Source organism: Streptomyces sp. NPDC101181 (assembly GCF_044767975.1).
In the GTDB taxonomy this organism is placed as follows: Bacteria; Actinomycetota; Actinomycetes; order Streptomycetales; family Streptomycetaceae; genus Streptomyces.
Genome location: NZ_JBIWOX010000014.1, coordinates 1 through 26,636, shown reverse-complemented (window position 1 = coordinate 26,636; position 26,636 = coordinate 1). Strand labels below are relative to the sequence as shown.

Annotated in this window: 21 protein-coding genes; 12 read left to right on the top strand and 9 right to left on the bottom strand. The window is 72.4% G+C overall.

From position 1 onward, the window contains the following. The first annotated feature begins 230 nt into the window (after window positions 1–230). The 3 genes from ACIRRU_RS20750 to ACIRRU_RS20740 all read left to right on the top strand — a co-directional run bounded on the left by ACIRRU_RS20750 (window position 231) and on the right by ACIRRU_RS20740 (window position 2,586). On the top strand, window positions 231–1,310 hold the full coding sequence (locus ACIRRU_RS20750) for a multicopper oxidase domain-containing protein (protein ID WP_403682556.1): 1,080 nt from the start codon (window positions 231–233) through the stop codon (window positions 1,308–1,310). A gap of 147 nt (window positions 1,311–1,457) precedes the next feature. Further along, a complete protein-coding gene (locus tag ACIRRU_RS20745) occupies window positions 1,458–2,252 on the top strand; it encodes a VOC family protein (protein ID WP_403682553.1) in 795 nt (264 codons plus the stop codon). Between the two features lie 79 nt (window positions 2,253–2,331). Further along, on the top strand, window positions 2,332–2,586 hold the full coding sequence (locus tag ACIRRU_RS20740; protein WP_363200121.1) for a WhiB family transcriptional regulator: 255 nt from the start codon (window positions 2,332–2,334) through the stop codon (window positions 2,584–2,586). A 150-nt stretch (window positions 2,587–2,736) separates the two neighbouring features. Here the strand turns inward: ACIRRU_RS20740 and ACIRRU_RS20735 are convergent, their stop codons facing one another. From ACIRRU_RS20735 to ACIRRU_RS20715, 5 genes are all read right to left on the bottom strand, one after another. Beyond that, window positions 2,737–3,711, bottom strand: coding sequence for an acyl-ACP desaturase (locus tag ACIRRU_RS20735; protein ID WP_403682550.1), 975 nt, complete (start codon window positions 3,709–3,711; stop codon window positions 2,737–2,739). Window positions 3,712–3,842: 131 nt separating this feature from the next. Continuing rightward, window positions 3,843–6,134, bottom strand: a complete 2,292-nt coding sequence (locus ACIRRU_RS20730) for an ATP-binding cassette domain-containing protein (RefSeq protein WP_403682547.1) — start codon at window positions 6,132–6,134, stop codon at window positions 3,843–3,845. A gap of 76 nt (window positions 6,135–6,210) precedes the next feature. After that, window positions 6,211–7,842, bottom strand: coding sequence for an ABC-F family ATP-binding cassette domain-containing protein (locus ACIRRU_RS20725; protein ID WP_403682544.1), 1,632 nt, complete (start codon window positions 7,840–7,842; stop codon window positions 6,211–6,213). A 225-nt stretch (window positions 7,843–8,067) separates the two neighbouring features. Further along, window positions 8,068–8,484: an SsgA family sporulation/cell division regulator gene (locus tag ACIRRU_RS20720; protein WP_403682542.1), complete on the bottom strand. Its 417-nt coding sequence runs from the start codon at window positions 8,482–8,484 to the stop codon at window positions 8,068–8,070. A gap of 325 nt (window positions 8,485–8,809) precedes the next feature. After that, on the bottom strand, window positions 8,810–9,097 hold the full coding sequence (locus ACIRRU_RS20715; protein ID WP_363200116.1) for a YciI family protein: 288 nt from the start codon (window positions 9,095–9,097) through the stop codon (window positions 8,810–8,812). Between the two features lie 103 nt (window positions 9,098–9,200). On the opposite strand from ACIRRU_RS20715, the gene ACIRRU_RS20710 reads away from it, so the two are divergent. Beyond that, the gene (locus tag ACIRRU_RS20710) at window positions 9,201–9,887 is read left to right on the top strand and encodes an endonuclease V (RefSeq protein WP_363200115.1); all 687 of its coding nucleotides are present in this window, start codon (window positions 9,201–9,203) and stop codon (window positions 9,885–9,887) included. 49 nt (window positions 9,888–9,936) lie between these two features. Here the strand turns inward: ACIRRU_RS20710 and ACIRRU_RS20705 are convergent, their stop codons facing one another. Further along, complete coding sequence (locus tag ACIRRU_RS20705) at window positions 9,937–11,127, bottom strand: saccharopine dehydrogenase family protein (RefSeq protein WP_403682539.1); 1,191 nt, start codon at window positions 11,125–11,127, stop codon at window positions 9,937–9,939. 210 nt (window positions 11,128–11,337) lie between these two features. Here ACIRRU_RS20705 and ACIRRU_RS20700 point away from each other — a divergent pair, with 210 nt between their 5' ends. The 4 genes from ACIRRU_RS20700 to ACIRRU_RS20685 all read left to right on the top strand — a co-directional run bounded on the left by ACIRRU_RS20700 (window position 11,338) and on the right by ACIRRU_RS20685 (window position 17,255). Continuing rightward, complete coding sequence (locus ACIRRU_RS20700) at window positions 11,338–12,468, top strand: CaiB/BaiF CoA-transferase family protein (protein ID WP_363200113.1); 1,131 nt, start codon at window positions 11,338–11,340, stop codon at window positions 12,466–12,468. A gap of 170 nt (window positions 12,469–12,638) precedes the next feature. After that, window positions 12,639–13,781, top strand: a complete 1,143-nt coding sequence (locus ACIRRU_RS20695; protein WP_403682537.1) for an acyl-CoA dehydrogenase family protein — start codon at window positions 12,639–12,641, stop codon at window positions 13,779–13,781. A gap of 43 nt (window positions 13,782–13,824) precedes the next feature. Beyond that, window positions 13,825–15,039, top strand: a complete 1,215-nt coding sequence (locus ACIRRU_RS20690) for an acetyl-CoA C-acetyltransferase (RefSeq protein ID WP_363200111.1) — start codon at window positions 13,825–13,827, stop codon at window positions 15,037–15,039. A 44-nt stretch (window positions 15,040–15,083) separates the two neighbouring features. Beyond that, the gene (locus ACIRRU_RS20685; RefSeq protein ID WP_403682534.1) at window positions 15,084–17,255 is read left to right on the top strand and encodes a 3-hydroxyacyl-CoA dehydrogenase NAD-binding domain-containing protein; all 2,172 of its coding nucleotides are present in this window, start codon (window positions 15,084–15,086) and stop codon (window positions 17,253–17,255) included. A 32-nt stretch (window positions 17,256–17,287) separates the two neighbouring features. Here ACIRRU_RS20685 and ACIRRU_RS20680 read toward each other — a convergent pair whose 3' ends face one another. Beyond that, complete coding sequence (locus ACIRRU_RS20680; RefSeq protein ID WP_403682532.1) at window positions 17,288–18,019, bottom strand: MerR family transcriptional regulator; 732 nt, start codon at window positions 18,017–18,019, stop codon at window positions 17,288–17,290. Window positions 18,020–18,195: 176 nt separating this feature from the next. On the opposite strand from ACIRRU_RS20680, the gene ACIRRU_RS20675 reads away from it, so the two are divergent. After that, window positions 18,196–19,062 carry an oxygenase MpaB family protein gene (locus ACIRRU_RS20675; protein WP_403682529.1) on the top strand — a complete coding sequence of 289 codons (867 nt, stop codon included), beginning with the start codon at window positions 18,196–18,198 and terminating at the stop codon, window positions 19,060–19,062. A 38-nt stretch (window positions 19,063–19,100) separates the two neighbouring features. On the opposite strand, the gene ACIRRU_RS20670 is transcribed toward ACIRRU_RS20675, so the two are convergent. Continuing rightward, window positions 19,101–20,204 carry a hypothetical protein gene (locus ACIRRU_RS20670; RefSeq protein ID WP_403682526.1) on the bottom strand — a complete coding sequence of 368 codons (1,104 nt, stop codon included), beginning with the start codon at window positions 20,202–20,204 and terminating at the stop codon, window positions 19,101–19,103. 159 nt (window positions 20,205–20,363) lie between these two features. Between ACIRRU_RS20670 and ACIRRU_RS20665 the strand changes: the two genes are divergently transcribed. Both ACIRRU_RS20665 and ACIRRU_RS20660 read left to right on the top strand, forming a co-directional pair. Then, window positions 20,364–21,767 (top strand): M14 family metallocarboxypeptidase, encoded by a 1,404-nt coding sequence (locus ACIRRU_RS20665; protein WP_403682523.1) that lies wholly within the window; start codon window positions 20,364–20,366, stop codon window positions 21,765–21,767. 72 nt (window positions 21,768–21,839) lie between these two features. Next, window positions 21,840–23,621 (top strand): BCCT family transporter, encoded by a 1,782-nt coding sequence (locus ACIRRU_RS20660; protein WP_363200105.1) that lies wholly within the window; start codon window positions 21,840–21,842, stop codon window positions 23,619–23,621. A gap of 325 nt (window positions 23,622–23,946) precedes the next feature. On the opposite strand, the gene ACIRRU_RS20655 is transcribed toward ACIRRU_RS20660, so the two are convergent. Next, the gene (locus tag ACIRRU_RS20655; RefSeq protein ID WP_403682521.1) at window positions 23,947–24,879 is read right to left on the bottom strand and encodes an FAD-dependent oxidoreductase; all 933 of its coding nucleotides are present in this window, start codon (window positions 24,877–24,879) and stop codon (window positions 23,947–23,949) included. A gap of 387 nt (window positions 24,880–25,266) precedes the next feature. Between ACIRRU_RS20655 and ACIRRU_RS20650 the strand changes: the two genes are divergently transcribed. Further along, the gene (locus tag ACIRRU_RS20650; RefSeq protein ID WP_403682519.1) at window positions 25,267–26,463 is read left to right on the top strand and encodes a glycoside hydrolase family 64 protein; all 1,197 of its coding nucleotides are present in this window, start codon (window positions 25,267–25,269) and stop codon (window positions 26,461–26,463) included. The last annotated feature ends 173 nt before the right edge of the window (window positions 26,464–26,636 follow it).

Below are 26,636 nucleotides of genomic sequence, written 5' to 3'. Positions count from 1 at the left end.
ACTGTGGTCGCTAACTCTGGGTCACTGCCTTCTGGTTCACTGCGACAGCGCATGAAGCTAGACCTCTTTTCGCGGTCCGCCAATAGGTATGGCAGCAATCGCACGAACTTTGTCCTGAGTGTGGATAAACGGAGTGGGCCCGGCTACGGTGTGGCCCGTTCCGGCACGTCCGGAGACCTCCGGCGTCCCGGTGGTCACACCAGGTTCCTTATCGCAGCGGGGAGTTCGCCATGGACCGAAGGACCTTCAGCCGACGGATGCTGGTCGGTGGCGCGGCCGCCGCGGCGACCGGGGTGACATCGTTGTCGCTCGGCACGGTGGAGGCAAGCTCCGCCGAGAAGGGGCCGCGGACCGCCCCGGCCGGGGGAGCGGTGCGCCGCATCAAGATGTACGCCGAGAAGCTGCCCAACGGCGAGCTGGGCTACGGTCTGGAGAAGGGCAAGGCGTCCATCCCCGGCCCCCTGATCGAGCTGAACGAGGGCGACACGATCCACATCGAGTTCCAGAACCTCACCGATGTGGACGCCAGCCTCCATGTCCACGGCGTCGACTACGACATCGCCAACGACGGCACCCGGATGAACAAGAGCCACGTCGAGCCCGGCGGCACCCGGACCTACACCTGGCGCACCCACGTCCCGGGCCGCCGCAAGGACGGCAGCTACGAGCCGGGCAGCGCGGGCTACTGGCACTACCACGACCACGTCGTCGGCACGGACCACGGCACCGGCGGTATCCGCAAGGGGCTGTACGGGCCGCTGGTGGTGCGCCGCAAGGGCGACATCCTGCCCGACCAGACGTGCACGGTCGTCTTCAACGACATGATGATCAACAACAAGACCGCGCACAACAGCGTCAACTTCGAGGCCACGGTGGGTGACCGGCTCGAATTCGTGATGATCACGCACGGCGAGTTCTACCACACCTTCCACATCCACGGGCACCGCTGGGCGGACAACCGCACCGGCATCCTGACCGGACCCGACGACCCGAGCCGGGTGATCGACAACAAGATCTGCGGACCCGCCGACTCCTTCGGCCTCCAGATCATCGCGGGCGAACGCGTCGGCGCGGGGGCGTGGATGTACCACTGCCACGTCCAGAGCCACTCGGACATGGGGATGGCCGGGCTGCTCCTCATCAAGAAGCCGGACGGCACCATTCCCGGATACGACCCCGACCACGGCGGACACGGGACGGCGAAGCAGAGCGGAGCCGCCGCGAAGGACAGCGGCACGGCGAAGCAGAGCGCCGCGGACGCGAAGGCCGGCGGCGCGGCGGACACCGCCGAGCACCAGCACCACCACTGACGGCCCGGCCCCGCCTCCGGGGGCCGGGGCCCGGCCGGACCCGCGCGGACTGCGGCGGCCCGCTCCCGGTGCCAGACTCGATGGGAGAGGAAGTCACCGCGGCCCCCAGGACGAGCGGAGCCGGCCGGACCGACGGAGGTGCACGCCATGACCAGCCCGACCTTCCCCGAAGGCGCTCCCGACTGGATCGATCTCGGCACCCCCGACCTCGACGGGGCCGCCGCCTTCTACCGCGAGCTGTTCGGCTGGGGCCTCGTCCCCGGCGGCCCCGAGGTGGGCGGCTACGGCATGTTCACCCTGGACGACCGGTACGCCGGCGGGGTGATGGAGGTCTCCGAGGACGTGGCGCCCAGCGCCTGGTCCGTCTTCTTCCGGTCCTCGGACGTCGACGCGACGGCCGGGGCGGTGACGCGGGCGGGCGGCAGGACCGCGTTCGAGCCGATGGACGTCCTCGACCACGGCCGCATGGGCGGCTTCACCGACCCGGCCGGGGCGTACTTCGGGCTCTGGCAGCCGAAGGAGCACCCGGGCTTCGGCGTGGTCCAGGAGCCCGGCTCGTTCCTCTGGGCCGAGCTCTACACCCCGGACGTCCCGGCGGCGGCCGCCTTCTTCGGCAGCGTCCTGGACTGGCGGACCGACGAGATGAAGGTGGAGGGCACCGACTACGCCTACACCACCGTCCACCCGGCGAGCGCGGGACCCGAGGCGTCGTTCGGCGGACTCGTCAGGATGGGGGACGTCCCCTCCGAGGCGGCGCTCGGCCCCCACTGGCTGGTGTACTTCCACGTGGCCGACGTCGGTGCCGTGGTCAGCGAGGCGAGGCGGCTCGGCGGCAGCGAGACGCTGGCGGCGATGGAGGTCCCCGGCGTCGGCACGATGGCCAACGTCGCCGACCCCTACGGAGCGGTGTTCGCCGTGATGACGCCCGAGCCCCGGCAGTGACCCCCGGTCGGGCGGCGGGCCGGGGGCGGATCGACGGATCGTTGATCAGTCGTTTATCGGCGCCCGGCACCGTGGCCGCATGCTCATCAACACCGTGACCGACGACGCGCTCGCCTGGCAGGAGAGCGCGCTGTGCGCGCAGGCCGGGCCCGAGTTCTTCTTCCCGGCTCCGGGCAGCTCGACCCGCGAGGCCAAACAGCTCTGCAACGCCTGCGAGGGGCGCCTGGCGTGCCTGGAGTACGCCCTCGCCAACGACGAGCGCTTCGGCGTCTGGGGCGGACTCTCCGAGAAGGAGCGGGAACAACTCCGCAGGAAGGGCCGCGACCGCGGCTGAAGCGCACTCCCTCCCCCAGGGGGACCGGACACCGCACGGCGGGCGGCCGTTCACCCCCACCATCGCCCTGGACCGACTGGCCCGCGCCCGGCGGATGCCGCCGCGGGGCGCGGGGCATCCGCGGGGCGGTTCCGCGGGGGTGGGGTGCGCTCAGGCGCGGCCGCGCGCCGCCATCCGGGCCTTGCGGGCGGCGAGCTTCTCGTCGAACTTCGCGGCCTCGCTGTCCAGACCGCTCATGTACAGGCCCAGCTCCTCCTGCGCCCGGACGCCCTCCGGGCCGAGCCCGTCGATGTCCATGACCTTCAGGTAACGCAGCACCGGCTGGATCACGTCGTCGTGGTGGATGCGCATGTTGTAGATCTCGCCGATCGCCATCTGCGCGGCGGCCCGCTCGAATCCGGGCATGCCGTGGCCGGGCATGCGGAAGTTGACGACGACGTCGCGCACGGACTGCATGGTGAGGTCCGGGGCCAGCTCGAAGGCGGCGCGCAGGAGGTTGCGGTAGAAGATCATGTGCAGGTTCTCGTCGGTCGCGATCCGGGCCAGCATCCGGTCGCACACCGGGTCGCCGGACTGGTGGCCGGTGTTGCGGTGCGAGACGCGGGTGGCCAGCTCCTGGAAGGCGACGTACGCGACGGAGTGCAGCATCGAGTGCCGGTTGTCCGACTCGAAGCCCTCCGCCATGTGCGCCATGCGGAACTGCTCCAGCTTGTCCGGGTCCACGGCGCGCGAGGTGAGCAGGTAGTCGCGCATCACGATGCCGTGGCGGCCCTCCTCGGCCGTCCAGCGGTGCACCCAGGCGCCCCAGGCGCCGTCGCGGCCGAAGAGGGTGGCGATCTCGTGGTGGTAGCTGGGGAGGTTGTCCTCGGTGAGGAGGTTCACCACCAGGGCGATCTTGCCGACCTCGCTGACCTTGGACTGATCCGGGGCCCAGGCCTCGCCGTCCTCGAAGACGCCCGGGAAGTTGCGCCCGTCGGAGAACGGGACGTACTCGTGCGGCATCCAGTCCTTGGCGACCTTGAGGTGCCGGTCGATCTCCTTCTCGACCACCTCTTCCAGCGCGTACAGCAGGTGGGCGTCGGTCCACGCCTTCGCGCTGCCGAGGTGGGGAGAGGCGATCGTCACGGGGAGCTCCTGGGGACGGGAGTAATGACCTACGGCCTCGTAGGTTACGAGACCGTAGGTTAAGGCGACCGTAAGGGGTAAGCCAAGCCCGCTCCCGGCAAGGGGTCGCTACGCAGCGTGATAGGCGCAGTTCAAGCGGCTGGAACAGGCTCTTCCCAGCCGGTGTCGCGCCGCAGGAAGCGGGCGGTGACGGACGTGCGGTCCGTGAGCAAATGGGCCGGTGTGCCCTCGAACACGACCTCTCCGCCGCCCCGGCCGCCCTCCGGGCCGAGGTCGATCACCCAGTCCGCCCGCTTGACCACGTCCAGGTTGTGCTCCACGCAGATCGCCGTGTTCCCGGCGTCGACGAGCCGGTCCAGCAGGTCCACCAGCGCGCCCGTGTCGGCCAGGTGCAGCCCGGTCGTCGGCTCGTCCAGCACGTACACCCCGGCGGTGCGGTGCAGGTGGGTGGCGAGCTTGATCCGCTGCCGCTCGCCGCCCGACAGGGTGCTCAGCGGCTGCCCCAGCGTCAGATAGGTCAGCCCGACCTCGTGGAGCGTACGGAGCTTCCGCAACAGCGCGCGGTCCTCGAACAGCCCCATCGCCTGTGCCGCGGTCATCTCCAGGACCTCCACGATCGACTTGCCGCCGACCCGGTGCTTGAGGACGTCGTCGTGGAACCGCCGCCCTTCGCACCGCGGGCAGGTCGTGGTGACCGGGTCCATGAACGCCAGGTCCGTGGTGATCGTCCCGCGCCCCGAGCAACCCGCGCAGGCCCCGGCGGAGTTGAAGCTGAAGAGCCCCGCGTCCACCCCGTTCTCCCGGGCGAACGTCTTGCGGATGGCGTCCAGCGCACCGATGTACGAGGCGGGGGTGGAGCGGGAGGAGGCGGCGATCGCGCTCTGGTCCACGACCAGCGCCTGGGGGTAGGCCGCCGTGAACACCCGGGAGACCAGGGTGGACTTGCCGGAGCCCGCCACCCCGGTCACCGCCGTCAGCACGCCCTGCGGGAACGACACGTCGATCCCCTTGAGGTTGTGCAGAGCGGCCCCGCGCACCGGGAGCCACCCGGTGGGGGAGCGGACGCTCTCCTTGAGCGGGGTCCGGCGGCGCAGACACCGGCCGGTGAGGGTGTCGGCCTCCCGCAGCTTCGCGTACGTCCCCTCGAAGACGACGTGCCCGCCGTCCGCACCGGCCCGTGGTCCCATGTCGACCACGTGGTCCGCGACGGCCATCACGTCCGGATCGTGCTCGACGACCAGCACGGTGTTGCCCTTGTCACGAAGCCGCACCAGCAGATCGCCCAGCTTGCCGACGTCGCGCGGGTGGAGCCCCACGCTCGGCTCGTCGAAGACGAACGTCAGCCCGGTCAGGGAACTGCCCAGATGGCGCACCATCTTGAGCCGCTGACCTTCGCCCCCCGACAGGGTGGTCGTCTCCCGGCCCAGGCTCAGATACCCGAGTCCGACGTCGGCCAGCCGCTCCAGCCGTTCCCGGGCGGCGGCGGCGATCGGACCGCCCACCGGGTCCTCGATCCGCTCCAGCACGCCGACGAGTTCGGTGACCTCCATCCGCCCGTAGTCGGCGGGCGAGAGCCCGTCGATCCGGGTGGCCAGCGCCGCCGCGTTCAGCCGCGCCCCTCCGCACGCCTCGCAGACCCGCTCCACGGTGAACCGGTCGGCCGCCGCCCGGCGCCGCTCCGACAGCGAGGCCGTGTCGCGCTTGAGGTAGAGCCGGTCGAACCGCTCGACCACCCCCTCGAAGCGCGTGTCCGCCGAGCCCGTCCGCAGGTCCACCCGGACGGTGAACCCGCTGCCGTGGAGCAGCGTGTGGCGCTCCTCCTCGCCGTACGCGGACAGCGGCAGGTCGTTGTCGAACCGCCCGGACCCCGCGTACAGGCTCCACTCCCAGCTGCCGACCCCCAGCCCCGGCAGCAGCAGCGCACCCTCGTTGAGCGACTTCGACCAGTCCACCGCCCGGTCCAGGTCGAGCCGGACGGTCCGTCCCACCCCGTCGCACGCGGGGCACATCCCCGCCGGGTCGTTGAAGGAGTAGGCGGTCGCCCCGCCCGCGCTCGGCGTGCCGTACCGGGAGAACAGCACCCGGATCACCGACCAGATGTCCGTGGCCGTGCCCACGGTCGAGCGGACGTTGCCGCCCAGCGGCTTCTGGTCGATGACGACGGCCACGGACAGGTCCTCGATCGCTTCGGCCCGGGGCCGCTCGTACTTCGGCAGCCGGTTGCGCAGGAAGGAGGTGAAGGTCTCGTTCAGCTGCCGCTGGGACTCCACGGCGATGGTGTCGAAGACCACCGACGACTTGCCCGACCCGGAGACCCCGGTGAAGACGGTGATCCGGCCCTTGGGGAGGGTGAGGGAGACGTCGCGCAGATTGTTCTCGCGCGCTCCGGTGATGACGATGCCGCGCTCGGTGCTGTGATCCATACCGATGACGCTAGAGGCGATACCCGACAGCTTCTGTCGCCTTTTCTGGGGATCCGCCTCTACGGCCACGGCCTGTTCAATGCCCCGCCCGCACCTCCTCGGGGGTGGTGTCGCGCAGCTCGCCGTCCAGCCGCAGCCAGCGGGTGATCCCGGCCGACTCCAGGAACGGCACGTCGTGACTCGCGACGATCAGCGCGCCCTCGTACGCCTCCAGCGCCTCGGACAGCCGCCGTACGCTCGCCAGGTCCAGGCTGTTCGTCGGCTCGTCGAGCAGCAGCAGGCGGGGTGCCGGCTCGGCCAGCAGCAGCGTCGCCAGGGTCGCCCGGAACCGCTCCCCGCCCGACAGGGTCCCCGCCGGGCGGTCCGCCGCCGCCCCCTTGAACAAAAACCGCGCCAGCCGCGCCCGGACCGCGTTCTCGCTGCGCTCCGGGGCCGCCCGCGCCACGTTCCGGGCCACCGACGCGGTGTCGTCCAGGACGTCGAGGCGCTGCGGCAGGAACCCCGTCCCGACCAGCACGCTCGCCTCGCCCGACAGCGGGGCCAGCTCGCCCGCGATCATCCGGAGCAGCGCCGTCTTGCCCGCGCCGTTGCGCCCGGTCAGCGCGATGCGCTCCGGGCCCCGCACCGTCAACTCGCCCCGCAGCGGCGGTCCGTAGGGCGGTACCGGATCGCGCAGCAGCAACACGTCGGTGCCCGGGTGCACCCGGGTCCGGGGCAGCTCTACGCGGATCTCCTCGTCCTCCCGCACCGCGAGCCGCGCCTCGTCCAGCCGCTCCCGGGCCGTGGCCAGCCGTTCGGTGTGCGTGATGCGGTGCTTGCCCGCCGACTCCTGGGCGGAGCGTTTACGCTGCCCCATCACCACTTTGGGCTCGCGCTTGGTGTCCCACATCTTCTGTCCGTAGCGTTTGCGCCGCGCCAGCTTCACGTGGGCCTCGGCGAGTTCGCGCCGCTGCCGCTGGACGTCCGACTCGGCGGCCCGCACCAGGCGCCGTGCCGCCTCCTGCTCGACGGCCAGTGCCTCCTCGTAGGCCGAGAGGTTCCCGCCGTACCAGGTGACCGCCGACTCGCGCAGGTCCGCGATCCGCTCGACCCGCTCCAGCAGCGCCCGGTCGTGGCTGACGACGAGCAGCGCCCCGTTCCAGGCGTCGACCGCGTCGTACAGCCGCCGCCGGGCGTGCGCGTCCAGGTTGTTCGTCGGCTCGTCGAGCAGCAGCACCCCCGGCCGGGCCAGCAGCAGCGCGGCGAGCCGCAGCAGGACGCACTCGCCGCCCGACATCTCCCCTACGGTGCGGTCGAGCCCCACGGCCTCCAGACCGAGCCCGTCCAGGATGGCGCGGGCCCGCTCCTCCACGTCCCAGTCGTCGCCGATCACCGCGAAGTGCTCCTCGGTGGCGGCGCCCGACTCCACGGCCTCCAGCGCCGCGCGCCGCTCCGCGACGCCGAGCACCTGATCGACCCGCAGGGAGGTGTCCAGGACGACGGTCTGCGGGAGGTACCCCAGCTCACCGCGGACGGTGACCCGGCCCGCGGCGGGGGTGAGTTCACCCGCGAGAAGCCGCAACAGGGTTGATTTGCCACACCCGTTGAGCCCGATCAGGCCGGTGCGGCCGGGGCCGAAGGCCAGTTCGAGGTCCCGGAAGACCTCGGTGCCGTCCGGCCAGGAGAAGGAGAGGGCGGCACAGCTGATGTGGGTGTCGTTCGCGGGCATACGGAACTCCCTGGTACGTCGAGGGGAGGACGGAGGACGGCTGGAGAGGCTGAGATCGCACCCGGGCGCTCCGGCCACGACGAGGCGCGGCGGGCGCTGCACGGTGTGCACAGGACCTCAGATCAGCAACGTCCCACTCCGATCGACGACACCAGGGACATCTCGAAGGTAGGGCGGGGCAGCGGGCGCGGCAACCGGATTACGGCCCGGCCGCGAGCCGCCGGATCAGCGGGGGCCGTCGAGCAGGGCGGTCAGGCCCCGCTCCAGATCGAGATGGCGGTGCTCGTCGCCCACCGGCACCAACTCCTGCGCACGCTCCAGGAAACGCCGCAGCTCCTCGGTGCGCACATGGACCATCGCGATGCCCTCGGGCGCGTGGAACTCCAGCACCGTCCGCTCGTAGCCGTACGGCCGCACCCGCACGTCGCCCTGGCCCGCGGGGGAGTCGACCCCCTCGGTCAGCAGCTCGCGGGAGAACTCCCAGCACACCTCCGCGCCCTCCAGGGTCGCCGGGGCCGGGAACGCCATGCGTACGGCGAAGGGATACCGGCGGTCGTACTGAAGAGTCGCGGGCAGGGTCTCCATCCGCGGCGCGGACGCGACCATGCGGGCCTGCACGGACTGCTCGATGACACTGGACACGGCCTGCTCCCTCTCGCGGCTGGGTGAACGGTTCCCGGCATGGGAGTAGACGTCGGAACTCCACGATGCGTGCACCGGTGTACGACGTGAGCTGCGTCACCGCTCCTTCTCCACCGCGCCGGGTCGGCCGCACACCCCGCACTCCTGCCCGGCCCGCGGCGACGCACCCCGGACAGGCCCCGGGGTCAGGCGTCGCGCGGCAAGCCGACGACGGGCCCCGGGGCGTTCCGCCGTTGACGCCGGGCTCGCCGACAGGGCCGGGCCCCGACAACCGCGTCCCCCTGGTCCCGCCGACCCACGACGCGGGCCGGGGCCCTCCGGGCGGCTACTGCCGGTAGGGCTCCAGCCCGGGAGCCGTCTTCGTCACGATGAACTCGGTGATCCGGTACGCGCACACGCCGTGCGCGGCGAAGGGGTCGGCCGCCGTGATCCGCTCGATCGCCGCCCGGTCCTCGCCGACCGCCAGGATCACCCCGCCGTCCCGGGGGTTCTTGCGGCCCGACGCGATGAACACGCCCGCCGCGTACTGCGCGTCGAGCCAGGCGACGTGCTCCTCCATCAGCGCGTCGGCGCGCTCGACGGGGGCCGTGTAGGTCAATTCGAGTACGAACATGACCGGCAGGCTACGGGACGCCCCCGGGGCTGCCCGTTCCGCCTCCGCGAGCCCCGGTGACCGCGTACCGGACGCCCGCCCGGCACCGCATAGGCTGCCGGACATGACGACCTCCTCCACCCCCGCCCACGAGACCCCCGCCGACGAAGCCGAGGGCCGGGCGATCCAGGACCGGCTGCGCGACCGGGTGATCCTGGACGAGCCGGGTCCGGAGCCCGGGACGGGCCTGGTCACCGGGGTGGACGTGGCCTACGACGACGAGCGGGACGTCGTCGTCGCCGCGGCCGTGGTGCTGGACGCCGCGACCCTGGAGACCGTCGACGAGGCCACCGCGGTCGGCAAGGTCCCCTTCCCGTACGTTCCCGGCCTGCTGGCCTTCCGGGAGATCCCCGCGGTGCTGGAAGCCCTGGCCGGGCTGACCGAGGGCCCCGGGCTGCTGGTCTGCGACGGCTACGGGCTCGCCCACCCGCGCCGCTTCGGGCTCGCCAGTCATCTGGGCGTGCTCACCGGGCTGCCGGTGATCGGCGTCGGCAAGAACCCGTTCACCTTCACCTACGAGGCCCCCGGCCCCCGGCGCGGCGACGGGAGCCCGCTGCTGGACGGCGAGGAGGTGGTGGGCCGCGCCCTGCGCACCCAGGAGAACACCAACCCCGTCTTCGTCTCGGTGGGCCACCGCATCGGCCTCGACAACGCCTGCGCCCACATCCTGCGTCTCTCCGGCCGCTACCGTCAGCCCGAGAGCACCCGCCGGGCGGACGCCCTGTGCCGCAGGACCCTGAAGGAGATGTGAGGCGGGGCCCGGCGGCCCGGCGGTTCTGCCGGGCCGAGTGTCCGTGCCCCTACCGCACCGCCGCCACCCGGAAGCGCAGCCCCGCCGCCGTCAGCCGCTCCAGCAGCGTGTCGCCCATCGCCACCGCCGTGGTGACCTGACCGGAGGTCTCCGGCAGGTCGTCCAGGGCGAGGCAGAGCGCCGACTCGGCGAGGATCTTCGCCGTCTCGCCGTAGCCCGGGTCCCCGCCCGACACCTCGGTGAAGACCCGCCGTCCGCCGCCCTCGCCGACGAACCGGACCGTGAACCAGCTCCGTGCCCGACGCTCCTCGTCCGGCCCCCGCCCCGGCTCGTAGCGGCGCGTCAGCCACTCCCGTACGCCCTCCACCTGCGCGGCGGCGAACAGCCCGCCGGCCGCCACCGGGGCGGCGAGGGCCATCGGCAGCGTCCTGACCGAGGCGAAGTGCCGGTAGCGGAAGTCGGGTCCGTACCGCTCCAGGGCCCGCGCCGAGCGGCCCACGACCGCCGGGTCCACCGTCGGCAGCGGAAGCGCCCAGCTCCCCGTGGCCCCGCTGAAGTGCGGGGGGCCCAGCGGGGTGCGGACGCGGCGGCCCACCAGGCGCGGCTCGTGCAGCCGCCGCTCCCGGGCGGCGGCCGGCATCCGGGTGCCCCGGCCCATCACGGTCAGCGCCGAGGCGAACGTCCCGCCGGAGAACACCGCGTCGGTACGGACGAAGCCGTCGACGGTCAACGGCACGCCCTCGGGCAGCTGTCGCACCGTGAAGTACGCCCCCAGGTCGTGCGGCACGGAGTCGAAGCCGCAGGCGTGCACGATGCGCGCCCCGGTCTCCCGCGCACGGGTGTCCTGCGCGAGATAGGAGCGGTCGATGAACTCCGCCTCGCCGGTGAGGTCCACGTAGTCCGTCCCGGCCTCGGCGCAGGCGGCGACGAGCTTGGCGCCGTACCGGATGAACGGACCCACCGTGGTGGCCACCACCCGGGTGGAGGCGGCCAGTTCGGCCAGGGCGCTCGCGTCGTCCGCGTCGGTCACCACCAGCGGGAGGTCCGCGCACCCCGGCGCGGTCACGGTGAGCCTCTCCCGCAGCCGCTCCAGCTTGTCGCGGCTGCGGCCCGCCAGCGCCCAGCGGAGCCCGGAGGTGGCGTGGGCGGCCAGGTATTCGGCCGTCAGCGCCCCCACGAAACCGGTGGCGCCGAAAAGGACGATGTCCAGGGGGCGGGTCGCGTCGCTCTGCCTGTTCACGGGTACCTCCGGCTGGGGGACGGGTCCGACGTGGCAGGCAGAGGCTAGCGGAGGCGGTCGAGGCGGCGAGCCTCCGGGCGGCGCGGGCGCGGGAGGACGCCGAGGGGAAGAACCAAGCGCTTGCTCTGCCGCAGGGGTTGTGCGGAGCCGGGCGCCTTCTTAGCATCACGGGTGTTACATCGGTTGTGTCACACCCCTGGGGGCTCACGGATGGCCAACACCGCGCACGGACCGCTGACCGGTGTCCGGGTGGTCGAACTGGCGGGCATCGGCCCCGGACCGTTCGCGGCGATGCTGCTGGCGGACCTCGGCGCCGATGTCGTCCGGGTGGAGCGTCCCGGCGGGGCGGGGCTCGGCATCGACCCCGCGTACGACCTCACCAACCGCGGCAAACGCTCCGTCCTGGTCGACCTCAAGAGCGCCGACGGGGCGGCCCGCGCCCTCGACCTCGTCGAGCGCGCCGACATCCTCGTCGAGGGCTACCGCCCGGGTGTCGCGGAACGGCTCGGCGTGGGTCCCGGGCCCTGCCTGGCCCGCAACCCACGGCTGGTCTACGGGCGGATGACCGGCTGGGGCCAGGACGGGCCGCTCGCCGACCGGGCCGGGCACGACATCGCGTACATCGCGCTCACCGGCACCCTGTCCATGATCGGCGGACCGGACGCGCCGCCCACCGTCCCCGCCAACCTGCTCGGGGACTACGCGGGCGGCTCGCTCTACCTCGTCGTCGGCGTCCTCGCCGCGCTCCAGCACGCGCGCGCCCACGGCGAGGGCCAGGTGGTCGACGCCGCCATCGTGGACGGCGCCGCCCACCTCGCCACGATGATCCACGGCATGCTCGCCGCGGGTGGCTGGCAGGACCGGCGCGGGGCGAACCTGCTGGACGGCGGCTGCCCGTTCTACGGCTGCTACGAGACCTCCGACGGGCAGTACATGGCTGTCGGGCCGCTGGAACAGCGCTTCTACGCCGAGTTCACCCGCCTCCTCGGCCTCCCGGACACCGCCCCCGACCGGGGCGACCCGGCCCGCTGGGACGAACTGCGCGCCGCCGTCGCCGACCGCTTCCGCAGCCGCACGCGCGCCGAGTGGACCGCGCTCTTCGACGGCTCCGACGCCTGCGTCGCCCCCGTCCTCTCGCTCCGCGAGGCCCCGCACCACCCGCACCTCGCCGCCCGCGCGACCTTCGTCGAGCACGGCGGCCTGACCCAGCCCGCCCCCGCCCCCCGCTTCTCGGCCACCCCCGTCTCCGTCCGCGGCGGGCCCGCGCTGCCCGGCGCGGACACCGAGGCCGTCGCCGCCGACTGGGACGTCCCCGGGCTCCGGCCCGCCCCTCACCACTAGGGGGTGTCCTGCTGATCATGCCGGGCTCGCGGGGCCTGATGCCGCACCTCGCGGCGTTGTCGTCGGTCTCCGACGCTCCGCGCCCACTCCCTCCTCCGCCTGGCGACGCACGACACCGGACCCCGCTCCCTCATCCGGCCCGACCAGCAAGACACCCCCTAGGAGACCCCGTGCAACGGCAGATCTTCACCGAGGAACACGACGCGTTCCGCGAGACCGTCCGGGCCTTCCTGGCCAAGGAGGTCCTCCCGTACTACGAGCAGTGGGAGCAGGACGGCATCGTCTCCCGGGACGCCTGGCTCGCCGCCGGGCGCGCCGGGCTGCTCGGCCTCGCCGTCCCGGAGGAGTACGGGGGCGGCGGCAGCGACGACTTCCGCTACAGCGCGGTCCTGGCCGAGGAGTTCACCCGCGCCGGGGCCGCCGGTCTCGCGGTCGGCCTGCACAACGACATCGTCGGCCCCTACCTCACCTCTCTCGCCACCGACGAGCAGAAGCGCCGCTGGCTCCCCGGCTTCTGCACCGGCGAGACCATCACCGCCATCGCGATGACCGAGCCGGGCGCGGGCTCCGACCTCCAGGCCATCCGCACCACCGCCGAGGACCGGGGCGACCACTGGCTGCTCAACGGCTCCAAGACCTTCATCTCCAACGGCATCCTCGCCGACCTGGTGATCGTCGTCGCGAGGACCACCCCCGAGGGCGGGGCCAAGGGGCTCTCCCTCCTCGTGGTCGAGCGCGGCGCGGAGGGCTTCGAGCGGGGCCGCAACCTCGACAAGATCGGCCAGAAGTCCCAGGACACCGCCGAGTTGTTCTTCAAGGACGTGCGCGTCCCCAAGGAGAACCTCCTCGGCGAACCGGACGGCGCGTTCATCCACCTGATGACCAACCTCGCCCAGGAGCGGATGGGCATAGCGGTCGCCGGGATCGCCGCCGCCGAACACCTCCTGGAGATCACCACGCGGTACGTCAAGGAACGCGAGGCCTTCGGACGTCCGCTCGCCAAACTCCAGCACATCCGCTTCGAGATCGCGGAGATGGCCACCGAGTGCGCCGTCACCCGCACCTTTCTCGACCGGTGCATCGCCGACCACTCCGCGGGGACGCTGGACGCCGTCCACGCCTCCATGGCCAAGTGGTGGGCCACCGAACTCCAGAAGCGCGTCGCCGACCGCTGCCTGCAACTCCACGGCGGTTACGGCTATATGAGCGAGTACCGGGTCGCCAAGGCGTTCACAGACGGCCGCATCCAGACGATCTACGGCGGCACCACGGAGATCATGAAGGAGATCATCGGCCGCTCGCTGCTCGCCTGAGCCCCGGACCTCCCGCCCCCACCACCCCCGAAAGGCAGCTGAATTGACTACCGAAGCATTCGTCTACGACGCGATCCGCACCCCGCGCGGCCGCGGCAAGGCCAACGGCGCCCTGCACGGCACCAAGCCGATCGACCTGGTCGTCGGCCTCATCCACGAACTCCGGGGCCGCTTCCCGGATCTCGACCCGGCCGCGATCGACGACATCGTCCTCGGCGTGGTCAGCCCCCTCGGCGACCAGGGCTCCGACATCGCCCGGATCGCCGCCATCGCCGCCGGACTCCCCGACACCGTCGCGGGCGTCCAGGAGAACCGCTTCTGTGCCTCGGGCCTGGAAGCGGTCAACCTGGCCGCCGCGAAGGTCCGTTCGGGCTGGGAGGACCTGGTGCTCGCCGGGGGCGTCGAGTCGATGTCCCGGGTGCCGATGGGCTCCGACGGCGGGGCCTGGGCGATGGACCCGATGACCAGCTTCGAGACCGGCTTCGCCCCGCAGGGCATCGGCGCCGACCTCATCGCCACCATCGAGGGCTTCAGCCGCCGCGACGTGGACGAGTACGCCGCGCTCTCCCAGGACCGCGCCGCCGCGGCCTGGAAGGACGGCCGCTTCGCCCGCTCCGTCGTCCCCGTCAAGGACCGCAACGGCCTGCTGGTCCTGGACCGCGACGAGCACCTGCGCCCCGGCACCACCGCCGACTCCCTCGCCGGGCTCAAGCCGTCCTTCGCCGCCATCGGCGACATGGGCGGCTTCGACGCGGTGGCGCTCCAGAAGTACCACTGGGTCGAGAAGATCGACCACGTCCACCACGCGGGCAACTCCTCCGGCATCGTGGACGGCGCCGCCCTCGTCGCCATCGGCTCGAAGGAGGTCGGCGAGCGCTACGGCCTCACCCCGCGCGCCCGGATCGTCTCCGCGGCCGTCTCCGGCTCCGAGCCCACCATCATGCTCACCGGACCGGCTCCCGCCACCCGCAAGGCGCTCGCCAAGGCCGGTCTCACCATCGACGACATCGACCTGGTCGAGATCAACGAGGCCTTCGCCGGAGTCGTCCTGCGCTTCGTCAGGGACATGGGCCTCAGCCTGGACAAGGTCAACGTCAACGGCGGAGCCATCGCGCTCGGCCACCCCCTCGGCGCGACCGGCGCGATGATCCTCGGCACGGTCATCGACGAACTGGAGCGCCGCGACCAGCGGTTCGGCCTGGTCACCCTCTGCGTCGGCGGCGGCATGGGCGTCGCGACCGTCGTCGAACGCGTCTGACCGCTCCCAGCCCGGCCACCCCCGCCTACGGAGAAGACACCGACATGACCGAGAGCACCACCATCCGCTGGGAACAGGACGAGACCGGCGTCGTCACCCTCGTCCTGGACGACCCCGACCAGTCCGCCAACACGATGAACCAGGCCTTCAAGGACTCCATCGCGGCCGTCGCCGACCGCGCCGAGGCCGAGAAGGACACCATCCGCGGCATCATCTACACCTCCGCCAAGAAGACCTTCTTCGCGGGCGGCGACCTCAAGGACATGATCAAGGTCGGCCCGGAGAACGCCCAGGCCGCCTTCGACACCGGCACCGCCATCAAGAAGTCGCTGCGCCGCATCGAGACCCTCGGCAAGCCCGTCGTCGCCGCCCTCAACGGCGCAGCCCTCGGCGGCGGTTACGAGATCGCGCTCGCCGCCCACCACCGCATCGCGCTCGACACCCCCGGCTCCCGCATCGGGCTGCCCGAAGTCACCCTCGGCCTGCTCCCGGCGGGCGGCGGTGTCACCCGCACCGTCCGCCTCATGGGCATCGCCGACGCCCTGCTCAAGGTGCTCCTCCAGGGCACCCAGTACACCCCGCGGCGCGCCCTGGAGAACGGCCTCGTCCACGAGGTCGCCGCCACCCGCGAGGAGATGCTCGACAAGGCCCGCGCCTTCATCGACGCCAACCCGGAGTCCCAGCAGCCGTGGGACGTCAAGGGCTACCGCATCCCGGGCGGCACCCCGTCCCACCCGAAGTTCGCGGCCAACCTCCCCGCGTTCCCCGCCAACTTGAAGAAGCAGCTCGCGGGGGCGCCGATGCCCGCACCGCGCAACATCCTGGCGGCGGCCGTCGAGGGCTCCCAGGTCGACTTCGAGACCGCCCTGACCATCGAGGCCCGCTACTTCACCGAGCTGGTCACCGGCCAGGTCGCGAAGAACATGATCCAGGCGTTCTTCTTCGACCTCCAGGCCGTCAACTCCGGGGCTAGCCGACCCCAGGACGTCCCCGAGCGCCCCGTCCGCAAGGTCGCCGTGCTCGGCGCCGGGATGATGGGCGCGGGCATCGCCTACTCCTGCGCCAGGGCCGGGATCGACGTGGTCCTCAAGGACGTCTCCACCGAGGCCGCCGCACAGGGCAAGGCCTACAGCGAGAAGCTGCTCGCCAAGGCGCTCTCCCGGGGACGTACGACCGAGGCCGCGCGCGACGAGCTGCTGGCCCGGATCACCCCCACCGGCGAGGTCGCCGACCTCGCGGGCTGCGACGCGGTGATCGAGGCCGTCTTCGAGGACACCACCCTCAAGCACAAGGTGTTCCAGGAGATCCAGGACGTCGTCGAGCCGGACGCGCTGCTCTGCTCCAACACCTCCACCCTCCCGATCACGGTCCTCGCCGAAGGCGTCTCCCGCCCGGCGGACTTCATCGGGCTGCACTTCTTCTCACCGGTCGACAAGATGCCGCTGGTCGAGATCATCAAGGGCGAGCGGACCGGCGAGGTGGCGCTGGCCCGCGCCTTCGACCTGGTGCGGCGCATCAAGAAGACCCCGGTCGTCGTCAACGACTCACGCGGCTTCTTCACCTCGCGCGTTATCGGCCAGTTCATCAACGAGGGCGTCGCGATGGTCGGTGAGGGCGTGGAGCCCGCGTCGATCGAGCAGGCCGCCGCCCAGTCCGGCTACCCGGCCAAGGTCCTCTCCCTGATGGACGAGCTGACCCTGACCCTGCCCCGGAAGATCCGCGACGAGACCAGGCGGGCGGTGGAGGAAGCGGGCGGCGCCTGGCCCGGACACCCCTCCGACGCCGTCATCGACCGCATGGTCGACGAGTTCCGGCGCACCGGCCGCAGCGGGGGAGCGGGCTTCTACGACTACGACGAGGACGGCAGGCGCACCGGCCTCTGGCCCGGCCTGCGCGAGCACTTCACCCGGCCCGACGCGGACGTGCCGTTCGAGGACATGAAGGAGCGGATGCTCTTCTCCGAGGCGCTGGACAGTGTCCGCTGCCTGGAGGAGAACGTCCTCATCTCCGTCGCCGACGCCAACATCGGCTCCATCATGGGCATCGGCTTCCCGCCGTGGACCGGCGGCGTCCTCCAGTACATCAACGGCTACCAGGGCGGCCTGCCCGGCTTCGTGGCCCGCGCCCGTGAGCTGGCCGACCGCTACGGCGACCGATTCCTGCCGCCCGCGCTGCTGGTGGAGAAGGCGGAGAAGGGCGAGACCTTCCACGACTGAGCCGCGGGCCGGTGTCCGGGCCGCGTCCACCGTCACTCCGCGGTGAACGCGGCCCGCAGCTCCTCCTTCAGCGACCGCTGAAAGGCCGTCACCAGCGCCTGCACGACGATGGGTTGCATATGGGCCGACAGCGACTTCATCGCCGCCACGTGCTCCGGATCGCCCTCGCGCTCCCGGTAGGGGTTCCACACCTCGTCCCGGAACAGCCGGGTCAGCTCCTGGGCGGCGGAGCGGGTGTGCTCCAGCAGCACGGTCCGGGCCGCGAGGATCGTCTCGTGGGCGACGGGCACGTCCAGCAGTTCCACCCCGAGCCGCAGCAGCCCCGGATCCACCCGGTACGCCCCGCGACCCCCCTCCGGCCGGACCAGCACGCCCATCGCCGCCAGCCGCTCCACGTCCGCCTCCGACAGCGCCCGCCCGGCCCGCCGCTCCAGCTCGGCCCGGCTCATGTCCTCCGCCGTGTCCGGGGCCCAGGCCGCGACCAGGGCCCGGTGGATCGCCAGATCGTGGGCGCTCAGGTCGGGCGGCAGCTGCTCCAGATAGCGTTCGATCGCCGCCAGGGTCATGCCCTGGTGCTGGAGCTCCTCGATCAGCGCGAGCCGCGAGAGGTGGTCGGGTCCGTAGTGCCCGACCCGGCGCGGTCCGATGGCCGGGGGCGGCAACAGGCCCCGGGTGCTGTAGAACCGCACGGTGCGCACGGTGACCCCGGCCCGCGCCGCCAGCTCGTCCACCGTGAGCGTCGGCCCGTCGGTCCCCGTTCCCATCCCTGCTCCCCGCGATCGAGCTCGTGTCGGACAGTGCCGGTGTCTCACCAGCACTGTGAAAGTGTCCGCCACCGGGCCGACCCCGTCCACCCCGCGGGCCGCCCGGGGTGCGGGATCATGGAGGCAGAAGGAGCGGGCCGCGCACGGCAGGCCCGCCACCACGGCGGGAGCCCGGGATGAGCGACGAGACGGACCCCCTGCCGCCGCCGCCGGGCGGCGTGCTCTGGAGCCTGTCCGGGGACATCCGCGCCCTGCTGATGCTGCCCGCCGCCCTCACCCTCCAGGTCGCCCGCCCGGCCGTGGGCGCGGGCGTGGACGAGCACTCCGTCTTCCGTACGGACCCCTGGGGGCGCGGCGAACGCTCGCTGCGCTCGCTCCAGCTCTGGGTCTACGGCGGCCCGGAGGCCGCCGCGGAGGGCCGCAGGCTGCGGCGGCTCCACCGCACCATCCGGGGCACGGACACCCGGGGCCGCTCCTACCACGCCCTGACGCCCGCGCACTACGCCTGGGTGCACGCCACCGGGTTCCCCGTCTACCGCCACGCCGCCCGCTATCTGATCCGGCCCCTGAGCCCCGCCCAGGAGCGCGCGCTCTACCGGGAGTGGCTCCAGGTCGGCCGGATCCTCGGCCTCCACGACCGGGACATGCCCCCGACCATCGAGGAGTTCTGGCCGTACTGGCAGAAGGCGCTCGCCGGGGAGGTCGAGGCCACCCCCGTCGTCCGGGAACTGGTCGCCACCGACCAGCCCGTCCCCGCACCCGACCGGGGGCCCTGGCCGCTCCGGCTCGCACTACGGGGTGTGTGGCCGGTGCTGCTGCCGCCGCTGGCCCGCTTCCGGCGCTTCGTCACCATCGGGCTCATGCCGCCCGACGCCCGCGCCGCGATCGGCCTGCCGTGGACCGCGGGTCAGGAGAGGCGGCTGCGGCGGATGTGCGCGGTACTGCGGTGTGTGGTGCCCGCCCTGCCCGCGCGGCTGCGCTACCTGCCGAGGGCGCGGGAAGCCCGCGCCGCGTGGCGCGCCCGAGCGCGGCGGAACGGCTGACCGCTGCCCGCTCCGACGCACCCGGGGCGCGTCCCCCGTCAGCGGTGCCCGGTGCCCGTGCGGCCCCGGGCGTCGTGCCGGGCGTGTCCGCTGTGCCCATCCTGACCGGAGTGCCCCGCGTGGCCGCCCCGGTCTCCGTGGTCATGCACGGTGTCCTCACCGACCTCGTTGCGCAGCGCCTGGAGGGCCAGCGAGCCCCGGTCGTAGACGGCGATGTCGAACTGGTCGTCCGGACCGGGGTCGCCCGGCTCGACCTCCCAGAACGGGTCGTCGGCCGGGTGCTGGGCGTAGGCGTGGTCCGCCAGTTCCTGCGCGGTGCCCTCGCCCTCCTTCTCCGACCACAGCCACTGGCTGTAGCGGGCGAAGCCCTCTTTGATCCAGTGTCCTTCCACCCGTCGTCCGAACACCCCGGTCAGCCACTCGGCGACCTCGGTGGTCCGCTCGATGCTCGCGCGGGCCGCACCGGCGTGGGGGCCGAGATCCTTGCTGTAGGCGTTGAGCACCGGCGGGCCGTCGGCGGTCCGGTCGGTGGTGATGTCGAACCTGCCGATCGCCAGCGTCGACAGATACGTGGCCTGCGGCTTGTCGGAGCGCCACGTGAACCGCGTCCGGCCCAGCTTCGAACTCTGCGACTGGAGAACCCCGTTGCTGATCGCCTGGGTGCCGTCCGGCACGGAGACCGAGATGTCGTACGTGGCCTTGTCGAGCGGGTGGTCGTTGCTCGGGTACCACCACACGGCCGACTCCGGCTCCTGTGCGGCGACCCCGCCGTCCGGGGTCCTGGCCCACGCGGTCCAGCCGTTGATCTTCAGCTCGGAGGGCTTGCCCGCGTACCGGACGACGACCGCGACGGGACCGCCCTTCGCCGGCGGGTCCGCCGGGGTGACCTCCAGCTCGTGGTCCCCGCTGGTGGCGAACCGGGCCTTCTTGCCGCCCACCCGCACCTCGGAGACGGCGAGGCCGAAGTCGAGGTTGAAGCGGGTCAGATCCTGCGTGGCGGTGGCGATGATCGTCGCCGTGCCCTCCAGCAGGTCGGTCGTGGGCTGGTACTTCAGCCGCAGGTCGTAGTGGGAGACGTCGTAGCCGCCGTTTCCGCCGGCCGGGTAGTAGGGATCGCGGGCGCTCCCGGGCGGTCCTGTCACACGATCGCCATTCCGTCGTCACGGGCGGCCGTGCGGACGACACCACCGGGTGCGGTCATGGCCCTCTGTCGCAAGGGAGTTGACCAAGGTAACGTCCGCTCACGCCGACAGGCCCGGCGGGCATCTTGGTGTCCGCCCCCGTACGGGAGGCAGCCACCGATGAACCCTCGCGTCGCCCGCGCACTCCGCATGCTCAGCCCGCACCCCTGGCTCGCGCCGGTCCCGGGGCCCTCCCGGCCGCAGAGCGCCGTACGGCCGGAGGGCGCCGCGCCGTTCCGCGCCGTGCGGGCGAGGCGCCGGGCGGTGGTGGCGGCGGCGCTGGCCGCGCTGGCCGTTCCCTTCGCCATCGCGCCCGCCGAAGCCGCGCCGCCCCCGCCGCGCACCGGGTTCGAGACGAGCGAGGGGGCCCGCTGGACCGACGAGGGGGAGGAGCGGGCGTTCCTCGCGGCGGTGGACCGGGGGAGCGACCGGGTCTCCCTGGAGCGGATCGGCACGACGGGCGAGGGGCGGCCCCTGAACCTCGTACAGATCGGCCGGCAGCGCCCCGCCGCCACCACCGTGCTGCTGGTGTGCAGCCAGCACGGGGACGAGCCCGCCGGGCGTGAGGCGTGTCTGACCACGCTGCGGGACCTGGCCTTCGCCGAGGACCGGGAGACCCGCGCCCTGCTCTCCCGTACGCGCCTGCTGGTACTGCCCACGGCCAACCCCGACGGGCGGGCCGCGGACACCCGGGGCAATGCCGACGGCGTGGACGTGAACCGCGACCACATCGCCCTGGAGACCGCGGAGGCACGGGCGGTCGCCGCCGTCGTGCGCGACGAACGGCCGGACGTGATCTACGACTTGCACGAGTACGGCGCGACCCCGCCGTACTACGACAAGGACCTGTTCGTCCTCTGGCCCCGGAACCTCAACGTCCACGACCGGGTCCACCAGGCCTCACGGACCCTTTCCGAACGCTACGTCCGCACCGCCGCGACAGCCGGCGGTTACAGCAGCGGGCACTACGGCATCTGGACCGATCCCGCCACCGGCGAGCCCGTCAAGCAGACCGCGGGCGACGGCCAGGAGCGCATCCTGCGCAACGCCTCCGGGCTCAAGCACGCGGCCGGTCTGCTCATCGAGTCCCGGGTCGACGCGCTGAGCGCGGCGGAGAAGGCCGATCCGGCGCTCAACCAGCGGCGCAGGGTGCACTCCCAGGTGACAGCGCTCGGCGGCTTGTTCGACTTCACCGTCGAGCAGCACGCCCGGCTCCGGGGGGCCACCGCCCTCTCGCGGCTGGCCGGACTCGCCTACCGGGGCCCCGTCCACCTCGGCGGCGCCGACAACGACCCGGCCGAGCCCGACGAGATCCTCGCCGACCCGCCGTGCGGCTACCGGCTGGACGCGGCCGCGTACAAGGACGTGCGGGACGAACTGGCTCTCCATGGCGTCCGGGTTGAACAGAGGAGAGATGGCGTGTTTGTGCCGTTGCGTCAGTCTGCTCGCAACCTGATTCCGCTGCTTCTCGATCAGCGCGCGACATATCACTTCGCAAACGGTCAACCGATAACGGCTTGTTGATCCTTCTGGATCCCGGGCAGGTGTGGTACTGCCTACGGAGAGCGTTTTCAAGACTTTCCGAAAGGTGCCCTTGTGTCCCAGGATGACCAGACCACGGACGGGCGGGAGGTGCTGCCGGTCACGGCGGACCTCCCCCCTGAGCCGGCCAGCAACAGTGCCCCGACCACCGACCGGGTGGTCTTCGGCGTCACGGCGATCCTCACCCTCGCCTTCGTCATCTGGGGTGCGACGGCGACCGACTCCCTGGAGAAGGTCTCCGGCAAGCTGCTCACCGGGCTGATCCACAACGGTGGCTGGGCCTTCATGCTCGCCGCCACCGGCTTCGTGATCTTCGCCCTGTGGCTCGCCGTCAGCCGCTACGGGAAGATCACCCTCGGCCAGGAGGGCGAGGGGCCGGAGTTCCGGACCATCTCGTGGATCGCGATGATGTTCAGCGCCGGTATGGGCATCGGCCTGATGTTCTACGGTGTCAGCGAGCCACTGGCCCACTTCCGTACCCCGCCGCCCGGCACCGACCCGGCGGACGCGGCCGAGGCCATGCAGACGGCCATGGCCACCACCCTCTTCCACTGGACGCTCCACCCGTGGGCCATCTACGCGGTGGTCGGTCTGGCCATCGCCTACAGCGCCTACCGGATGCGCAGGCGGCAGACCATCAGCGCGGTCTTCGAGCCGCTGATCGGCAAGCGGCACGCCTACGGCGGCGTCGGGCGCGTCATCGACATCCTGGCCATCTTCGCGACGCTCTTCGGCTCGGCGGCCTCGCTGGGCCTCGGCGCGCTCCAGATCGGCAGCGGAATCCAGGAACTGGACTGGATGACCAAGGCCGGGACCGGCCTGCTCGTCACCATCATCGCCGTCCTGACAGTCGCCTTCATCGCCTCCGCCGTGTCGGGTGTGGAGAAGGGCATCCAGTGGCTGTCCAACATCAACATGGTGCTGGCGCTGCTCCTGGTGGTCTTCGTCTTCATCGCCGGTCCCACGATCTTCGTGCTCGACCTGCTGCCCACCTCGCTCGGCGCCTACCTCAGCGACCTCGGTCAGCTCGTCGGACGCACCGAGGCGACCGGCGGCGGCGAGGTGGCCGAATGGCTGGGCGGCTGGACGGTCTTCTACTGGGCCTGGTGGATCTCCTGGACGCCCTTCGTCGGCATGTTCATCGCCAGGATCAGCCGCGGCCGCACGATCCGCCAGTTCGTCGGCGGCGTCATCCTGGTCCCCAGCACCGTCAGCCTGATCTGGTTCGCCGTCTTCGGCGGTTCCGCCATGAAGCTCGACCAGGCCGACAAGCTCACCGGGGCGGACACTCCCGAGGCGCAGCTCTTCGGCGTCCTTCAGGAGTTCCCGATCGCCACCGCCACCTGCATCCTCGTGATGGTCCTGGTCGGCATCTTCTTCGTCTCGGGCGCGGACGCCGCCTCGATCGTCATGGGCACGCTCTCCCAGAAGGGCGTTCTCGAACCGGGGAAGTACGTCGTCATCTTCTGGGGTGTCGTCACCGGTGCCGTGGCCGCGATCATGCTGCTCATCGGGGACGGCAAGGAGAACGCCCTGGAGGGGCTCCAGAACCTCACCATCCTGGTCGCCGCGCCCTTCACCGTGGTGATGATTCTCATGTGCGTCGCCCTGATGCGCGACCTGCGCAGGGACCCGCAGATCGTCCGCGAGGAGTTCGGTGTGGAGGCGGTCGAGTCCGCGGTGATCGAGGGGCACGCCAAGTACGACGGCGACTTCGAGATCCGCATCGGCCCCGGCGCCGCGCCGGTCACGGACGAGCGCCACAAGCACGAGTCGGGTGAGCCGGGCGGCTCGGGTTCCACGGCCACCTCGGTGGACAAGCGCCCCACCGACTGACCACCCCGCCGCACCACGCCCGGAGCCCGCGACCGCCCGCCGGTCGCGGGCTCCGGCCGTGTCCGGGTGGTGCCGAGCCCGGCCCGTGGACGCCGCGCCCGGCCCGTGGACGCCGTGCTCGGCCCGGTGGTGCCACGCCGGCCGGCCCGTGGACGCCGTGCTCGGCCCGGTGGTGCCGCGCCCGGCCCGGGGACGCCGTGCTCGGCCCGGTGGTGCCGCGCCCGGCCCGGGGACGCCGTGCTCGGCCCGGTGGTGCCGCGCCCGGCCTAGGGACGCCGTGCTCGGCCCGGTGGTGCCGCGCCCGGCCCGGGGGTGTCTCGTCGGCTCACCCCACCAGCGCCGCCGCCGCCCGCGCGCACCCCCAGGCCACGGTCACCCCCGCGCCGCCGTGGCCGTAGTTGTGGACCAGCCGACCGCCGTCCCGCAGGGGCTCCGCCTCGATCCGGACCCCCGCCTCCCGCGCCGGACGCAGTCCCACCCGGTGTCCGAGCACCCGGGCCCCGGCGATCTCCGGGCGTACGACGGCGCACCGCGCCACGATCTCCCGGGCGGTCCCGGGGTCGGGCTCCGGGCGGGGGTCGTCCGCCTCGGCCGTGCCGCCCAGCACCAGCCGCCCCGGCTGCGGGAAGAAGTACGTCGTCGCGGCGGAGCCCGGATCGGCCCGCGTGAACCACTCGTCGATCCCCGGGTTCTCCACCAGGACCAGCTGTCCGCGCACCGGCCGCACCCCCGCGTCGGGCACCAGCCCGGCCGCCCCCAGCCCGGTGCAGTTCACGACCACCGGACTCACCTCCGCCGCCTCGTCGAACCCCGCCACCGCCCGCCGCTCGACCGCCCCGCCCGCCGCCGTCAACCGCCGCTCCAGCCACGCCAGATGCACCGGCATGTCCAGCAGCGGCAGCGTGACCCGCAGCCCCTCGGGCACCTCCACCGCGCCCCTCAGCTCCGCCGCCCAGGCCCCCAGCGCGGCGAACCGCTCCCCGCCGTGCAGACCCGGCACCAGCCGTACGCCGGTCTCCTCCGGAGCGGCGGCCAGCCGCTCGTACACCGCGAGCGTCGCCAGGGACCAGGCGCCGACCCGGTCCGCCGGTTCGATCCGGTACGGCCACCACAGCGCACCCGCCACCGCGGAGGTCGTCGCCCCGGCGGGGTCCCGCGACCACACCCGCACCCGCGCTCCGCGTTCGGCCAGCGTCACGGCGGTGGTGAGACCGATGACCCCGCCGCCCACCACGATCACATCCGTCACCACGGTCACTCCCTCCCGCTCGGCTCGCGCGCGTCGCTGACCGGACGCTAACCGACGGCGGAATCCCGGGGCCAGCGGCATCCTCCCGAGGCCGACGGAACCGGAAGGCGAGGCCGGCGGACCCGTGAGCGCGTGCCCGGACCCCCGGAAGGGCGTGGTCCGGGGCGCCGGAAGCGCGCGCCCGAAGCGCCCGAAGGGCGAGATCCGAAGCTTCGGCGGCCGTAGGCCCCGCAGGGCGCAGACCGGCCCATCTCCCGTACGAGTTCAACAAGTTGAGACAGGCTCGTTGACAGCGACCGCCCCCGGCAGGATTCTGAGAGCGCTCTCATGCTCCAGGCGACTCCAGGTGATGTGCCCCCGCTCCACCCCCGCTTCCGCCCCACGAGGAGGACGAGCATGCCCGCTCTACGAAGATGCCTCGGTGCGCTGACCGCCGCCCTGGCCCTGGCCCTGGGCCTCACCACCGGGGTCGCCCAGACCCCGGCCGAGGCGGCGGTGCCCGCGACCATCCCGCTGACCATCAAGAACGACTCGGGACGCGCGGACCAGATCTACATCTACAACCTCGGAACGCAGCTCTCCACCGGCCGCCAGGGCTGGGCGGACGCGAACGGGACCTTCCACCCCTGGCCGGCCGGGGGCAACCCGCCCACCCCGGCCCCGGACGCGTCGATCGCCGGACCGCGCAACGGGCAGTCGGTGACGATCCGGATGCCGAAGTTCTCCGGCCGTGTCTACTTCTCGTACGGTCAGAAGCTCGTGTTCAAGGTCACCACCGGCGGTCTCGTGCAGCCCGCGGTGCAGAACCCCAGCGATCCGAACAGGAACATCCTGTTCAACTGGACCGAGTACACGCTCAACGACGCGGGTCTGTGGATCAACAGCACCCAGGTCGACATGTTCTCCGCCCCGTACTCCGTGGGTGTCAGGGCGCCCGGCGGGGCCGTCAGGAGCACCGGCAAGCTCAAGCAGGGCGGCTACAACGCGGTGTTCAACAACCTCCGGAACCAGTCCGGCGGCTGGTCCGGCCTGATCCAGACCCGGTCCGACGGAACGGTGCTGCGCGCCCTGTCCCCGGGGCACGGTGTCGGGAGCGGTGCCCTGCCGGCCGGGATCATGAACGACTACATCAACCGGGTCTGGAGCCGTTACAGCACATCCGTGCTGACGGTGACCCCGTTCGCGCACGAGCCCAACACCAAGTACTACGGGCGGGTTTCGGGCAACGTCATGGACTTCACCAACGGCGCGGGCGCCGTCGTGACCTCGTTCCAGAAGCCGGACTCCGACAGCGTCTTCGGCTGCTACAAGCACCTGGACGCCCCCAACGACCAGGTGCGCGGCCCGATCTCCCGCACCCTGTGCGCGGGCTTCAACCGTTCCACCCTGCTCAACGGAACCAACCACCCCGACAACAACGCGGCGAACTTCTACAAGGACTCCGTGACCAACCACTACTCCCGCCACATCCACGCGCAGATGGTGGACGGCAAGGCGTACGGATTCGCCTTCGACGACGTGGGGGCCCACGAGTCGCTCGTCCACGACGGCGATCCGCAGGAGGCGCTGATCACGCTCGACCGCTTCAGCTGACCACCGCCCTCCGGCCGGCCGCGCCTCGGCCTGATCCTCCGGACAGCTCTTCCCGGTCCGCTCCTCCCGGCCCCGGGGGGGGGCGGCCCCCCCCGCCCCCCCCGGGCGGGCCCGGGGGGGGGCGGGGGGCCGGGGGGGGGCGGACCGGGCCCGGGGCCCCCCACAAACCCCCC

Excerpts from the sequence above, each read along its gene's own strand:
- ACIRRU_RS20750 (WP_403682556.1), top strand. The coding sequence starts at position 231 with ATGGACCGAAGGACCTTCAGCCGACGGATGCTGGTCGGTGGCGCGGCC.
- ACIRRU_RS20745 (WP_403682553.1), top strand. The coding sequence starts at position 1,458 with ATGACCAGCCCGACCTTCCCCGAAGGCGCTCCCGACTGGATCGATCTC.
- ACIRRU_RS20740 (WP_363200121.1), top strand. The coding sequence starts at position 2,332 with ATGCTCATCAACACCGTGACCGACGACGCGCTCGCCTGGCAGGAGAGC.
- ACIRRU_RS20730 (WP_403682547.1), bottom strand. The coding sequence starts at position 6,134 with ATGGATCACAGCACCGAGCGCGGCATCGTCATCACCGGAGCGCGCGAG.
- ACIRRU_RS20725 (WP_403682544.1), bottom strand. The coding sequence starts at position 7,842 with ATGCCCGCGAACGACACCCACATCAGCTGTGCCGCCCTCTCCTTCTCC.
- ACIRRU_RS20715 (WP_363200116.1), bottom strand. The coding sequence starts at position 9,097 with ATGTTCGTACTCGAATTGACCTACACGGCCCCCGTCGAGCGCGCCGAC.
- ACIRRU_RS20710 (WP_363200115.1), top strand. The coding sequence starts at position 9,201 with ATGACGACCTCCTCCACCCCCGCCCACGAGACCCCCGCCGACGAAGCC.
- ACIRRU_RS20700 (WP_363200113.1), top strand. The coding sequence starts at position 11,338 with ATGGCCAACACCGCGCACGGACCGCTGACCGGTGTCCGGGTGGTCGAA.
- ACIRRU_RS20685 (WP_403682534.1), top strand. The coding sequence starts at position 15,084 with ATGACCGAGAGCACCACCATCCGCTGGGAACAGGACGAGACCGGCGTC.
- ACIRRU_RS20680 (WP_403682532.1), bottom strand. The coding sequence starts at position 18,019 with ATGGGAACGGGGACCGACGGGCCGACGCTCACGGTGGACGAGCTGGCG.
- ACIRRU_RS20675 (WP_403682529.1), top strand. The coding sequence starts at position 18,196 with ATGAGCGACGAGACGGACCCCCTGCCGCCGCCGCCGGGCGGCGTGCTC.
- ACIRRU_RS20665 (WP_403682523.1), top strand. The coding sequence starts at position 20,364 with ATGAACCCTCGCGTCGCCCGCGCACTCCGCATGCTCAGCCCGCACCCC.
- ACIRRU_RS20650 (WP_403682519.1), top strand. The coding sequence starts at position 25,267 with ATGCCCGCTCTACGAAGATGCCTCGGTGCGCTGACCGCCGCCCTGGCC.